Genomic DNA, 12259 nt, shown 5'->3' with positions numbered 1-12259 from the left:
TTTAAGCCTTTTTGTCTGGCGTTTGGAGTTTCTCATACTCCAAATAAGCGTTTTCTAAAAGCTTTTGAGCCAAAAACAACTCTTGCATGGCCGTTTTATACAAATCCATCCCGTCTTTTAAGGATAAATTGGGATCATTCAAGCGATCTATGGCTCGCTCTAGGGAATGAACATGCTCTTCAAAACTTTTTTTAGGGGCGTTTTTAGTGTTTCTAGTATTTTTTTGGGGGGCTTTTTCGGTTTCAAACAATTCATCTTGCATAACATTCCTTTAGCTTTTTCTAACAAGCATGGTCGTTGAAATTTGAGCGATAGAATCTTCAGTCCTTAAAATCTCAAACCCTGCGTTTTTTAATTCATGTTTCAAATTCTCTAAACTCAAAAACCCCTCAATGGATTGCGGTAAATAAGAATAAGCGCCATAATTCTTACTGATAGCCCCTCCCACTAAAGGCAAAACCTTATTCGTGTAAAACCCTGAGATTTTATCCAGCCATGTGGGGTTGTCTTTTTTTAAAAATTCTAAAATCACTAAAACGCCCCTAGGCTTTAACACCCTAAAAAACTCTTTTAAAGCTTCTTGTCTTTCCACGATATTACGCAAGCCATACGCAATGGAAAGGATATCCACGCTGTTACTTCCAACGCCCTTTAAATCTTTGGCTTGAGCTTGGATGAAAGAAGCTTTGTTTTCAAGCTCTTCACATTTTTTAATGGCTAATTCAAGCATGTTATTAGAGGGGTCAATCCCCAAACATTCCTTAAACTCTATGCCGCAATTGAGAGCGCTTTTTTGCCAAGCCACAAGCATATCCCCTGTCCCGCATGCCACATCCACAAGCCTTAACGCTTTCTTGTTTTCCAAAAACAAAAACGCATGCTCGCAAGCCCTTTGGCGCCATTTAATGTCTAAGCCAAAACTCATCAAGCGGTTGGCTTGATCGTAAGAGCTGGCTATATCATCAAACATGTTGATGATTTTTTCTTGCTTGAGGCGATTTTCTTTCTTCATGACTTTTCTTTTTTCATGGCTTGTCTTTAAAAAGGCTTGACAACCACTAAAATCACAATGAGAATCATTAAAATCGTGGGTATTTCATTAAACACACGATAGAACCTTGCGTTTCTTCTTGTGGGGTCTTTTTCCAACTCGCGCATGCATTTTTTGCAATAAAAATGATAGGCTAAAAGTAAGATCACTAAAGCCAATTTAGCATGCAACCAACCCCCACTTTTAAAGAGCGTGGGCTCTATCAACAGCATTAAAATCCCTGTAATAAGCGTAAAACCCATAGCCGGCGAAGCGATAAAGGAATAAAGCTTTTTTTCTTGGATTTTAACCACTCCTACAAACTCTTTTTTATGCGCGTTTTCTGCATGATAGACAAAAAGGCGCGGCAAATAAAATAACGCCGCCATCCACGAAATGACCGCTATCACATGGAAAGCCTTAACCCATAAAAAATACCCGCTCAAAAATCCCATACCACTCTCCCTAATTTATCTTATTTTGTTGTAAAAACGCTTGCAAATTTTCTCTTTCGCCGCTAATTTCCACTTCCACGCTTTGGTTTGAAAAATTCTTTTTGCTTAATTGTAAGCTAAATTTCTTAATTTCACGCTGAAGAGCGTCTAATTCTTTGTAAGAATAATGAGCGCTTAAAGTTTCTAACTCCACAAAATCCTTCAAAGCGTTTTCTTTTTGAGCGTTTTCTACGCACAATAACGCGCTAGTGGCATAAGCTTTCATCAAGCCCCCCACCCCTAAAAGCGTGCCTCCAAAATAACGCACGCTCACTAATCCTATATTGATTAAATCCTTTCGCTTTAAAACGCTAAGCATAGGCATCCCTGAACTCCCTTTAGGCTCGCCATCATCGCTAAAACCCTCCGTGATTTTGCCCTCTAAAGAATAGCGGAACGCCGTTACAAAATGCGCGGCTTTAAAATGCTCTTTTTTCAATTGCAAAAGGGTTTTTTCAAAATCGCTAAAAGGCATAAGATACCCTAAAAAGCGGGACGCTTTAATCTGGTGCTTGGAAGTGATGAGGTGTTTAAGCGTTTTCACAAGCTTTCTTTAAAGAGCTGAGTTTGAACACGCACCCTATAAAACTCGCAATAAAAATCGCAATAAGCGCGTAAAAATGGATAGAAACATCTACAAATTCCGCATGCATTTGATTCAATCGCCCTAGAAGACTAATCCCATGATAAGCTGGCACGATTTGAACAAAAACCTGTAAATAAGAGGGCAAGGATTCAAAAGGCCACACAAAACCCATCATAAAAATCAAAGGTAAAGAAGAAATCAAAACGATTTGAGTGGTGTGGGCTTCATTTTTAATCCATGCGCCTAAAAACGACCCCAAACTCAAGGTTGCAAGCATGAAAATCAAGCTATTCAAAAACACCATTAAAGCGTTTCCATGCCGTTCGATCCCATAAAAAGAAAACAGCACCCCAAAATACCATAAAATAAAAACGCTAAACGCTGCCATGAACACCAAGAGTCTTGCACACAGCCTTAAAGCGATTTCTTTCTTGTCTAAAAGGGCCAATTCCAAACGCCTGGAGCTAGTAAACATGCTGCTTGCAATGAGCATCACCTGGTGCAAAATGAAAATAAACACGCTAGAGAGCGCGTAATTCAAATACCCCTCACTGGGGTTATACAAGGCGATAGGCCTGATTTTAATCCCGTCTGTCCCTAATTCAGCTTCTTCTATTTGGGCGTTGCGTTTGAACCTTATCTCATCATTTAAAGCGTTGATGCTCTCCACCACCGCATTCGCTAACGCACCATAAATCAAAAAGTAATTGGAATTCGCATAAAAATCTATCGTTACAGGCACTTGCTTATGGATATTGGCTTCAAAATGCGAAGGGATATGCAAGATCCCATAAATTTTTTCTTCTTTTAAAAGCTTTTTGGCTTCCAGCATAGAGGGGCTAAAAAAAGCGATTTCTAACTCGTTGGAGCTTTGCGCCATGAAGGCTAATTGCCTAGAAAGGAAAGAATTGTCTTCATCTACAAGGGCGATTTTTTGCTGCGTTACGATGTCTTTCAAATAAGGCAAGGGATAAAGCAAGCCATAGATTAAAGGAGCGCCTATAAGGATTAACAAAACGCCTTTATGAGAAACAATGGCTCTTAACTCCATTAAAAGGATTTTAAAAAAATTCATGCGCTAGCCTTATCTTTTTTAAAAGAAAAATAAAAAATCAAAAGCCCTAAAGCTAAAAAGATTAAAAAGAACACAAGCGGCATTAACGAATTTAAAGATTCGGTAAAATCCGTCTTATAATAGGCCTCTTGTAAAAAGAACTTCATGAAATGGCTAATAGGCAAGCAATGGCTCCAAAAATCCCCAAAAATTTCCATGTTGTTTTGCGGGTAAGTAACCCCAGCAAACGCAAAGCTTGGAGCGGTATAGACCCCAATCGCACCCGCAGTTTCAATAACGCTTTTTGAAATGCCATAAACTAGCACCACAAACCCGCTCATAATAAGCGCCATTAAAACTACCGCCAAAAAGACCAACAACAAATGCGCATAATTCCCCTGCATGCCAATGAAATTAAAATAAAACGCCATGCCCATCCCCCAAAAGCTAAACACGCACACATTCGCTAAAATACTGATCAAAAGCTCGCGCATGTTAGAGGTTTTTTGAATGAAATTGAGCATGCCAATCGCAATGAAAATAAGCCACATGCAAGGCAGCATCACGCTTAAAAGGTATTGCGTGTAATTGTTTTCTTCATTGTATAGGGCATGCAATTGCAAAACAATAGGCATTGCTTGGGCTTTAGCAGAAATCAAATTGGAATCTCGCACTAAAGCTTTGGTGGCTAAGGTTTTAGCGTCTAAAGTCAAAGCGGTTTGCAAAAAGGCGTTTTTGAGCGTTTTCCCCACCAAAACGTATTCCGCATTATAGTAAAAGGGCAAATCCACCTTTCGCCCCATTTTGATTTTTTTCTCTAAATCTCTAGGCAAAACTAACGCCCCATACGCTTCAGCGGAGTTTAAAAAGCGTTTGGCTTCTAAAAGGCTAGCCACTTGGTGTTTGATTTGAAGCGCGCTCGTTGCGCCTAATTCAAACGCTACCTGATGGCTTGTAGTGGTCTTATCCAAATCCACCACCACGATAGGAAGCTGTCTTGGGATTTCTTGCTTAAAGATTTGCGTGCCTAAAACCCCTAAACAAAAAGGCAATATAAAACACACGACAAACAAGAACTTGTCTTGTAAAACCCATGCGCTTATCAATCTGAACAAAACAATCCTTTCTAAGGTTTAATGGTAACTAACACGCTCATCCCTACCCTAAAATTTTCCAACTCTTCTAAGGGTATGGCTTCCACTTCATAGCTTTTCATGTCGTAAGTGTTGGAATTATTCGTCGCTTTCCAAGTCGCAAAATCCCCCATCACGCTCAAATATTTGACCCTGAATTTCGCGCTTCTTTTCAACGCTGGGATATAGCCTTCAAATTCCTTACCCACTTTAAACTCGTTCAAATACTTTTCAGGCACGCTGATTTTTAACCAACTATCCTTTAAATCAATCATGAGCACCACAGGAAAACCCTTAGGGCTAAGCTCGCCACCGCTTAAAAGCACATTACTCACTTCCCCATCAATTGGGGCTGTCGCTTTGACATCTTTTAAATAAGATTCCACTTCATTCACTTGCCCTAAAGCCGCGCTCTCTTTAGCCTTAGCGGCAATCTTGCTTTCAGAGCTCGCCCCCCCTAAAGCCATTTTATACTTTTGGTAAGCCGCGCTCTCGTTGTATTTGGTGCTTTCATAAGCCGCATAGGCTTCATCGCGCTTTTGCAAGCTCGCCACGCCGTTATCATACAAATCTTGAACGCGCTTATAAGTCTCTTTGGCTAAAGTCGCTTGAGATTTTGCCGCTTGCCAAACGTCTCTCGCAGAATTAATCGTTTCATCTCTTGAGCCTCTTTTGACTTCATCGCTAAGCGCTTTAGCGGCTTTATGCCCGGCTTCAGCTTGAGCGAGCTTGGCTTCTAATTCAGGGCTAGAAATGCTAAAAACCAAATCGCCTTTTTTAATGTGATCGCCTTTTTTAACAAACACCTTTTCAATGCGGCCAGGGACTTTGGAGCTCACGCTGTATTCTCTGGCTTCCAAAAACCCTTGCAACACTTCAGCCTTAGGGCGATAAGCCAAATAAAAAAGCACGATTAGCCCTAATAATAAAGCCCCACCCCCTGTAAGAATCGCTTTATTTTTATCCAACATGCTGTTTGACATGATTTTTTCCTTTAATAAACAAATTCATAAAATAAATCAATATGATCGCTTAACGCCATTAAATTCGCTAATGAAACGATGTATTTATAAGCCACGCTTTTTTGCTCCACGATGATAGAAGAAAGCGTGTTCCTCGCATCAATGACTTGAGCGTTCGTGCTTAAGCCTTGTAAAAAAGCCTGCTCTTGGAGCTTTAAATTTTCCTTAGCTAATTCCACGCTAGAAAGCAAGCTTTTGTATTCTTTCAAATAAGAAAGCGTCTCTTTATAAGTCTTATTCACTAATAATTCCATGTTTTTTTTAGCTTGGATTTGTTCGCTACTCACTTGCAACTCCGCTAATTTGCTCGCTTGGTATTTTTGGATACGCCCTGTGGGAGAAAGGATAGGCATGCGCCCAGCTACGCCCACAAACCAACTAGGGATCATGTCTTCAAACACCGAATTGTTTTGTTTCATGAGATAAGAGCCAAAAAAACTCACTTGGGGCAAGAATTTAGCGATCTGTAGTTTCGTGTTTTCTTTAGAAATTTGAACCTGATTTTCTAAAGTCTTTAAAACCGGGTAAGAATTGAGCGTGGAAGCAACAAAAAAGCTCAGATCGGGCAGATTTTTCTCCGTGCGGATCTCTAATTTGCTTGAAGGCTCTAGATCGTCCTTGCTAGATAAAATGGAATTGAACGAGAGTTGCGAAACTTCTAACACGTCTTTAGCCTTAACGCTAGCGATATGGGCCTTATCATAAGCCACTTGAGCGCCTAAGGTTTCTACCCTAGCGATTTGCCCTACTTTTTGCATTTTCAAAGCGTTTTGGAAATGCTTATAATGGCCTTTTTCCACCTCTTCTAAAGTTTCAGCCACTTCTGCGTTTAACACCATGCCATAATACACGCTCACAAGCTCTTGAAAAGTGGAAAGCTTTTTCAAACGATACACTTCGTTAGCGTCTTTTTGCATCAAATCCGCAATGCGCACCATCGTGAATCTTGCCCCACCCATATAAAGGGGATAAATAATGCTCAAAGCCCCAATCACCACATTTTGCTTAGAAAACAATAAGGGGGCTTCTAAAGTGCTGCTCAAAGCCCCAAAACCTTGCATCACCCCTTGCATGCCCGCTTGGATTTGAGGGGTTAATACTTGAGGGGGGATATTTTGTTGGATGTTTTGCAAGCCTTGGTGGATCTGGTTGGTGGCTTTTTGCACGCCCGGTTGTTTTTGGCTGGCAAAATCCATTTTAATGGGGTTAGAGAGGTACACATAAAAAGCGCTCAAATCAATTTGAGGCAAAAAAGAAAGCTTAGCCGCTAATTTCATTTTACTCGCTCTTTTAATGGCGTATTCTTGTGCATGCAAGCCTTCATGGTTAGACAATACCCTATTCCATGCGTTTTTTAAAGAGAGCTTTTGAGCGTTAGAATGGTTCAAGGGCGCGCTGTCTTCAGCCAAATTCAAAGAAGAAGGCTCGGTTTTAGGAACTCCATCAACAGCGCTTAAAGAGCTATTGAATAATAAGCCCAATACAAAGAGGGTTGTTTTTTTCATGCTTCATTTTCTCCCTGATCTTGTTTAACCGCTTTTAAGCGTTTTATCCTGGCCCCATCCACGCTTAAGACTTCAAAGGCATACCCATGCGAAACGATTGTATCTCCCTCCATAGGCATGCGTTCTAACAAGCTAAAAACATAGCCCCCAAGCGTTACCTGCTCGCATTCTTTGTCAAATTGGATATGAAGCACTTCTTCTACGCTCTCTAAATCCAGCATGCCCTCTAATTCAAACACGCCCTCTTCAAGCTTGTTTACGCCCTCTTGTTTCAAGTCGTATTCGTCGCTAATCTCGCCCATGATCTCTTCAATAATGTCTTCCATAGTGAGCAGCCCAGCCGTGCCGCCGTATTCATCAATCACCAAAGCGGTATGGATTTGCTCTTTTTTCATTTTAATAAGGATTTGAGAAATGGAAGCGCTTTCGGGGACGATGATCATTTTCCTAACGATTTGATTGAAATCATGCATTTTAGGGGTAAAAATAGAGCGCGAAAGCAAATCCCTGATATGCACCATGCCGATAATGTTATCCTTAGAACCCTTACAATAAGGGTAGCGCGTGAAATGGCCTTTTAAAACAATGTCTATATTTTCTTCATAGCTGTTTTCTTCGTCCAAACACACCATGTCTTTTCGTGGGGTCATGATTTCTTTAGCGCTCGTGTCAGAAAAATCCACCGCGTTTTTAATGATTTCACCCTCCACTGAATCAATAATACCCTCTCTCAAACTCTCGCCCACAATGATTTTTAACTCTTCTTCAGAATGCGTGCCGTCATGCTCTTTAGGATTGATGCCCACTTTTTTTAAAAAGAAATGAGCGATCACATCAAACAAGCGCACCACTGGGTAAAACACGACCCAAAACACATGCAAAGGGCGCGCGGCAAAAAGAGCGGCTTTTTCAGATTTAGCGATCGCTAAAGATTTAGGCACAATCTCGCCCAACACGACATGCAAAAAAGTGATGCTTAAAAACGCTATGACCACGCTCATTGAATGGATAAAAATAGGATTTTCTCTCAAATCCATAGACTCAAACAGCGCAACTAACAATTTTGCGATAGCGGGCTCACCCACCCAGCCTAAAGCTAATGAAGAAAGGGTGATGCCTAACTGCGTAGCGCTCAAATAAGTGTCTAGTCTTTGACTCATCTTTAAAGCGAGTTTAGCGTTGGAATTACCGATTTTAACCAGCTCTTCTAAGCGGGTTTTACGCACTTTCACAAGGGCAAACTCTGAAAGCACAAAAAAAGCGTTCAACAGCACCAATAAAAAAGCAACCATCAACATCAAAATCGATTCAGACGGATCCAAATAAGCTCCTTGATTCCTCCCCATGACTTTAAACCTAAAACCTAACGATAAAGATAAAATATAAATATAAAATCTCAGAATTTTAACATAAAAGATTAAGCCTAACTTTAAAAATCAAGCCTTTAAAAACCCTAGAAATACTTTTCTATAAAACCAAGAGCCACAAAAAGAAGCGCACCTAAAAGTGCAGAAACCGGCACGGTTACCAACCAAGCGGTAACAATCTTTTTTAAAATGGAGCGTTTGATCACTTCTTCTTTATACACTTTTTTAAGCGACTTTTTTTCTTTCTTTTTCAATTCCAAAGCGATGGCGGTGTTCTTGCTTTTTTTCAAGCTCTCTAGCATGAGCGATTTTTCTTTCAAATTGGCTTTATCAAAGCGCTCTAAAAAACCTTCAATTTCTTCTAAATCTTCCCCAAAGTGCGCCGCTACAATGTTGTCTCTGATCCTAGCAAAACGCCTTCTTGATTGCTCTCTTAAGCGCTCTCTTAAAAAGCCCACCCCAAACACCGCGCCCACCACAATATGCGTAGAGCTTACGGGCAAGCCTAATTGAGAGGCTAAAAGCACGGTAATGACTGCAGAAAGCGCGATGCAAAAGGCTTGCATTTTGTCTAATTCTGTGATTTCTGACCCCACCGTTTTAATGAGCTTTGGCCCATACAAACTCAAGCCTAAAGCAATCCCAGCTGCCCCTACCACCATAATCCACAACGGCACAGAGCTTAAAGTATTCCCTATGGGGCTATTTGCATCTTCTAAAGTTTGACTGATGGCCGCTAGTGGGCCTATAGCGTTAGCCACATCATTAGCCCCATGTGCAAAGCTTAAAAGCGCAGCGGCAAAAATCAAAGGGACATTGAAAAGCTCATTAACGCTTTCATGGCTGTTTTCTAATTGCGGGGCTTTTTTTAACACAAATCTTTTAAAAAGAATAAAGATTAAAAGCGCAAGGATGCAGCCGCAAGCCAGTTGGATTTCAAAATTCAGCGCATAGAGGCGTTTTAAAACCTTAATCATCAAATACCAGCTAAATGTTAAGCTCATCAACGCTACCAAATAAGGCACGACCTTTAAAGCCGCACTCTTTTTATCTTCTTTATAAGCGATAGTCTTTTTAATGAGCATTAAAAAAAACATGGCTATCAAAGCCCCCATTAAAGGCGAAATTACCCAACTCGCCACAATGCCTGATAAAAAATGCCAATTAATAGCAGACATTCCAGCTGCTGCCATTCCAGCCCCCATAATCCCCCCCACTACGGAGTGTGAAGTGGAAACAGGAGCGCCAATTAAAGTCGCTACATGCAACCACAACGCCCCACTCAAAAGGCTAGCCAACATGACATTAATGAAAACATGCGCATCATTAATAAATTCAGGCGAAACGATACGGCCCTTAATCGTAGAAACCACTTCCCCCCCAGCAATGATCGCTCCAAGCATTTCACAAATCGCAGCGATCAAAATCGCCCCGCCCATGCTAATGGCTTTAGAGCCTACGGCAGGGCCGACATTATTAGACACATCGTTCGCGCCAATATTCATCGCCATATACCCCCCAATCACGGCCGCAAAAATAAGCAACAATCCCTTAGAATTAGCCTGCCCAAAAATGAGAGCGAGCAAAGCAGCGCCGATGAGGAACAAAAGAGCGAGAGCGATCTTTAAAGTGTCTTTTTGGAGTTTTTTGGAAGCTTTTTCAAACTCTTTGATGTTTTTAATTTCCATACCGTCATCAAAACCTTATTCTAATAGTGGTCTTATTCTATCCAATTAGCCCTTGAGCCACTCTTAAAAAGCGTTGTTTGATAAAAATGGCTCATTATATGGTATCTTAAAGTAAAATTTTAAAGAGAGTTTTAAAAAATGATAGAATTTAGCGATGAAGATTTACAAAAACCGGTGCGTATTGTAATAGAAAAAATCCGCCCTTACTTGCTCAAAGATGGCGGTAATATTGAAGTGCTAGGGGTGAAAAGCATGAAAATTTATGTGGCTTTAGAGGGAGCGTGCAAGACTTGCTCTAGCAGTAAAATCACTTTAAAAAATGTCATTGAAAGGCAGCTTAAAATGGACATCCACCCCAATTTAGAAGTGGTGTGCTTAGAAAACGCTAAGGAGTTTGATAAGCTTTAAGGATTATAGGCATGCAAAAGTTTGATTATGAATTTAAAAAGCGCGCGTTGATTAAAGAGGGATTTTTAGCGTTCAAGCAAGCCCATTACGCTGAAGCGTTACGCCTTTTTTCTGAAGTTTTGTTTTTGGATAAAGACAACCAAAAAGCTAAAGTGGGGGCGTTATTAAGCGACATCGCTAAGGATTTCCCTAAAGAAGCCCATAGCTTTTATGAATTGTATCAAAGCTTGATCGCTATGCAAAAACGGAGTTTAAAAAACCAGGCTGAAGAGCAAATCATCAATTTGATCGCTTCTTTTGATGAGGGATTGAACCAAATGACTGAAAAGATTGATGCGCAAATTTCTCAAAAAGGCGAGGAATTGAATGGCATTTTGTATGCGGATTTCAAACGCTTGAGCTTGGAGCGCGGTTTTAAGGAAGCGTTTGAAGATTTGATGTTCAGCTCTAGGGTGATTTTTGACAATAAAGAGGATTTTTATGAATTTTTGAAAGAATTGAACCACTATGGCTATTATGAATTAGCAATCAATTACATTGAAAACATGCATGAAGATTCTTTTATTTACGATAAGTTTTTGCGTTCTCTTTTAGAAGACGCCCTCAAATCCAATAAGGCTTAAAGAATGAAGCTTCAAAAAACCCTGACTTATCAAAACCACACCTACTCTTTTTTAAGCGATAACACTTGCGAAGTTTTAGAAAACCCTAAAGAAATCCTTTTTGTCAAAACGCCCTTAAATGAAAGATACTCCCCTTTAATTGCAGAAAAAAACCTGGCTGTTTTAGATTTTAACGAGCTTAAAAACTACTTTGATTTTAAAATGAAAATTGTAGGGATTACTGGCACTAATGGTAAAACGACCACAGCGAGTTTGATGTATTCCTTGCTCTTAGATTTGAATAAAAAGACCGCCCTTTTAGGCACAAGGGGGTTTTTTATTAACGATGAACGCATTAAAGAAAAGAGCTTGACCACGCCCACTCTTTTAGAGCTTTATAGCGATTTAGAAGAAGCAATGCGTTTAGAATGCGAATACTTTATTATGGAAGTGAGCTCCCATGCGATTGTCCAAAATCGCATTGCTGGGCTTGATTTTGCCCTTAAAATCTTAACTAATATCACAAGCGATCATTTAGATTTCCACGAAAGCATAGAAAATTACAGAGACGCTAAAAACAGCTTTTTTAAAGATGAGGGCTTGAAAGCGATTAACAGAGATGAAACAAACGCCCTTTTTAACCCCATTAACGCGCACACTTACGCGCTGGATAAAAAAGCGCATTTAAATGTTCAAGCCTTTTCGCTCACCCCCTCTATTAGCGCGTCTTTATGCTACCAACAAGATTTAAGAGATCCTAACAATAAAGAGACAGCTCTAGTCCATTCCCCCCTTTTAGGGCGTTACAACCTTTATAATATCTTAGCGGGCGTTTTAGGGGTCAAACTGCTCACCCAATTAGCGCTAGAAACGATTGCGCCGTTATTAGAAAACTTTTATGGGGTTAAGGGGCGTTTGGAAGTGGTGCATGCCAAACCCTTGGTCATCGTGGATTTTGCCCACACCACAGACGGCATGCAACAAGTCTTTGAAAGCTTTAAAAACCAAAAAATCACCGCTCTTTTTGGAGCAGGGGGCGATAGGGACAAGACCAAGCGCCCTGAAATGGGAGCAATAGCGAGCTATTACGCGCATAAAATCATCTTAACTTCAGACAATCCTAGAAGCGAGAACGAAGAAGACATTATTAAGGATATTCTAAAAGGCATCAATAATTCTTCTAAAGTGGTTATAGAAAAAGACCGAAAAAAAGCCATTTTAAACGCTTTAGAAAATTTAAAAGACGATGAGGTGTTATTGATTTTAGGCAAGGGCGATGAAAACACTCAGATTTTTAAAGACAAAACGATTTTTTTTAGCGACCAAGAAATCGTTAGAGATTATTATCTCAATTTAAAACAAGGATAAAA

13 protein-coding genes are annotated in these 12259 nt (G+C 40.2%); 3 read left to right on the top strand and 10 right to left on the bottom strand.

Annotated elements, in window-relative coordinates; translation table 11 throughout:
* Position 1: 1 nt before the first annotated feature.
* From QU01_RS04305 to QU01_RS04260, 10 genes are all read right to left on the bottom strand, one after another.
* Positions 2 to 262 carry an exodeoxyribonuclease VII small subunit gene (locus tag QU01_RS04305; protein WP_033762457.1) on the bottom strand — a complete coding sequence of 87 codons (261 nt, stop codon included), beginning with the start codon at positions 260 to 262 and terminating at the stop codon, positions 2 to 4.
* Between the two features lie 9 nt (positions 263 to 271).
* Positions 272 to 1012, bottom strand: coding sequence for a bifunctional demethylmenaquinone methyltransferase/2-methoxy-6-polyprenyl-1,4-benzoquinol methylase UbiE (gene ubiE / locus QU01_RS04300; protein WP_033762459.1), 741 nt, complete (start codon positions 1010 to 1012; stop codon positions 272 to 274).
* A 26-nt stretch (positions 1013 to 1038) separates the two neighbouring features.
* Entirely contained in the window at positions 1039 to 1485 is a 447-nt protein-coding gene (hemJ, locus tag QU01_RS04295; protein ID WP_000506512.1) for a protoporphyrinogen oxidase HemJ, read from the bottom strand.
* Positions 1486 to 1495: 10 nt separating this feature from the next.
* Entirely contained in the window at positions 1496 to 2068 is a 573-nt protein-coding gene (locus QU01_RS04290) for a YigZ family protein (RefSeq protein ID WP_033762461.1), read from the bottom strand.
* A complete protein-coding gene (locus tag QU01_RS04285) occupies positions 2055 to 3185 on the bottom strand; it encodes an ABC transporter permease (protein WP_033762462.1) in 1131 nt (376 codons plus the stop codon). The genes QU01_RS04290 and QU01_RS04285 overlap by 14 nt, the downstream gene beginning before the upstream one ends.
* The gene (locus QU01_RS04280) at positions 3182 to 4279 is read right to left on the bottom strand and encodes an ABC transporter permease (RefSeq protein ID WP_033762466.1); all 1098 of its coding nucleotides are present in this window, start codon (positions 4277 to 4279) and stop codon (positions 3182 to 3184) included. Before QU01_RS04280 ends, QU01_RS04285 begins: the two co-directional genes overlap by 4 nt.
* A gap of 11 nt (positions 4280 to 4290) precedes the next feature.
* Positions 4291 to 5280, bottom strand: coding sequence for an HlyD family secretion protein (locus QU01_RS04275; protein WP_000071823.1), 990 nt, complete (start codon positions 5278 to 5280; stop codon positions 4291 to 4293).
* Positions 5281 to 5291: 11 nt separating this feature from the next.
* Complete coding sequence (locus QU01_RS04270; protein WP_033762467.1) at positions 5292 to 6824, bottom strand: TolC family protein; 1533 nt, start codon at positions 6822 to 6824, stop codon at positions 5292 to 5294.
* Positions 6821 to 8170 (bottom strand): hemolysin family protein, encoded by a 1350-nt coding sequence (locus QU01_RS04265; protein ID WP_033762469.1) that lies wholly within the window; start codon positions 8168 to 8170, stop codon positions 6821 to 6823. The genes QU01_RS04270 and QU01_RS04265 overlap by 4 nt, the downstream gene beginning before the upstream one ends.
* A gap of 107 nt (positions 8171 to 8277) precedes the next feature.
* Positions 8278 to 9879, bottom strand: coding sequence for an inorganic phosphate transporter (locus QU01_RS04260; RefSeq protein WP_033762471.1), 1602 nt, complete (start codon positions 9877 to 9879; stop codon positions 8278 to 8280).
* A 138-nt stretch (positions 9880 to 10017) separates the two neighbouring features.
* Here QU01_RS04260 and QU01_RS04255 point away from each other — a divergent pair, with 138 nt between their 5' ends.
* Genes QU01_RS04255 through QU01_RS04245 form a run of 3 tightly spaced genes read left to right on the top strand, consistent with a single transcriptional unit; the run spans position 10018 to position 12257 of the window.
* Positions 10018 to 10287 (top strand): NifU family protein, encoded by a 270-nt coding sequence (locus tag QU01_RS04255; RefSeq protein WP_000569296.1) that lies wholly within the window; start codon positions 10018 to 10020, stop codon positions 10285 to 10287.
* Positions 10288 to 10298: 11 nt separating this feature from the next.
* Entirely contained in the window at positions 10299 to 10910 is a 612-nt protein-coding gene (locus tag QU01_RS04250; protein WP_001168627.1) for a hypothetical protein, read from the top strand.
* Positions 10911 to 10913: 3 nt separating this feature from the next.
* Positions 10914 to 12257 carry a UDP-N-acetylmuramoyl-L-alanyl-D-glutamate--2,6-diaminopimelate ligase gene (locus QU01_RS04245; RefSeq protein ID WP_033762472.1) on the top strand — a complete coding sequence of 448 codons (1344 nt, stop codon included), beginning with the start codon at positions 10914 to 10916 and terminating at the stop codon, positions 12255 to 12257.
* Positions 12258 to 12259 lie beyond the last annotated feature (2 nt).

This window comes from Helicobacter pylori SA221C, from assembly GCF_000476855.1.
Lineage (GTDB): Bacteria > Campylobacterota > Campylobacteria > Campylobacterales > Helicobacteraceae > Helicobacter > Helicobacter pylori_DK.
This window is presented reverse-complemented; position numbering and strand designations above follow the sequence as displayed.

Bases quoted from the DNA above. Each gene is read 5' to 3' on its own strand.
- QU01_RS04275 (WP_000071823.1), bottom strand. From the start codon at position 5,280: ATGTCAAACAGCATGTTGGATAAAAATAAAGCGATTCTTACAGGGGGT.
- hemJ (WP_000506512.1), bottom strand. From the start codon at position 1,485: ATGGGATTTTTGAGCGGGTATTTTTTATGGGTTAAGGCTTTCCATGTG.
- QU01_RS04260 (WP_033762471.1), bottom strand. From the start codon at position 9,879: ATGGAAATTAAAAACATCAAAGAGTTTGAAAAAGCTTCCAAAAAACTC.
- QU01_RS04250 (WP_001168627.1), top strand. From the start codon at position 10,299: ATGCAAAAGTTTGATTATGAATTTAAAAAGCGCGCGTTGATTAAAGAG.
- ubiE (WP_033762459.1), bottom strand. From the start codon at position 1,012: ATGAAGAAAGAAAATCGCCTCAAGCAAGAAAAAATCATCAACATGTTT.
- QU01_RS04255 (WP_000569296.1), top strand. From the start codon at position 10,018: ATGATAGAATTTAGCGATGAAGATTTACAAAAACCGGTGCGTATTGTA.
- QU01_RS04305 (WP_033762457.1), bottom strand. From the start codon at position 262: ATGCAAGATGAATTGTTTGAAACCGAAAAAGCCCCCCAAAAAAATACT.
- QU01_RS04265 (WP_033762469.1), bottom strand. From the start codon at position 8,170: ATGGGGAGGAATCAAGGAGCTTATTTGGATCCGTCTGAATCGATTTTG.
- QU01_RS04285 (WP_033762462.1), bottom strand. From the start codon at position 3,185: ATGAATTTTTTTAAAATCCTTTTAATGGAGTTAAGAGCCATTGTTTCT.
- QU01_RS04245 (WP_033762472.1), top strand. From the start codon at position 10,914: ATGAAGCTTCAAAAAACCCTGACTTATCAAAACCACACCTACTCTTTT.
- QU01_RS04270 (WP_033762467.1), bottom strand. From the start codon at position 6,824: ATGAAAAAAACAACCCTCTTTGTATTGGGCTTATTATTCAATAGCTCT.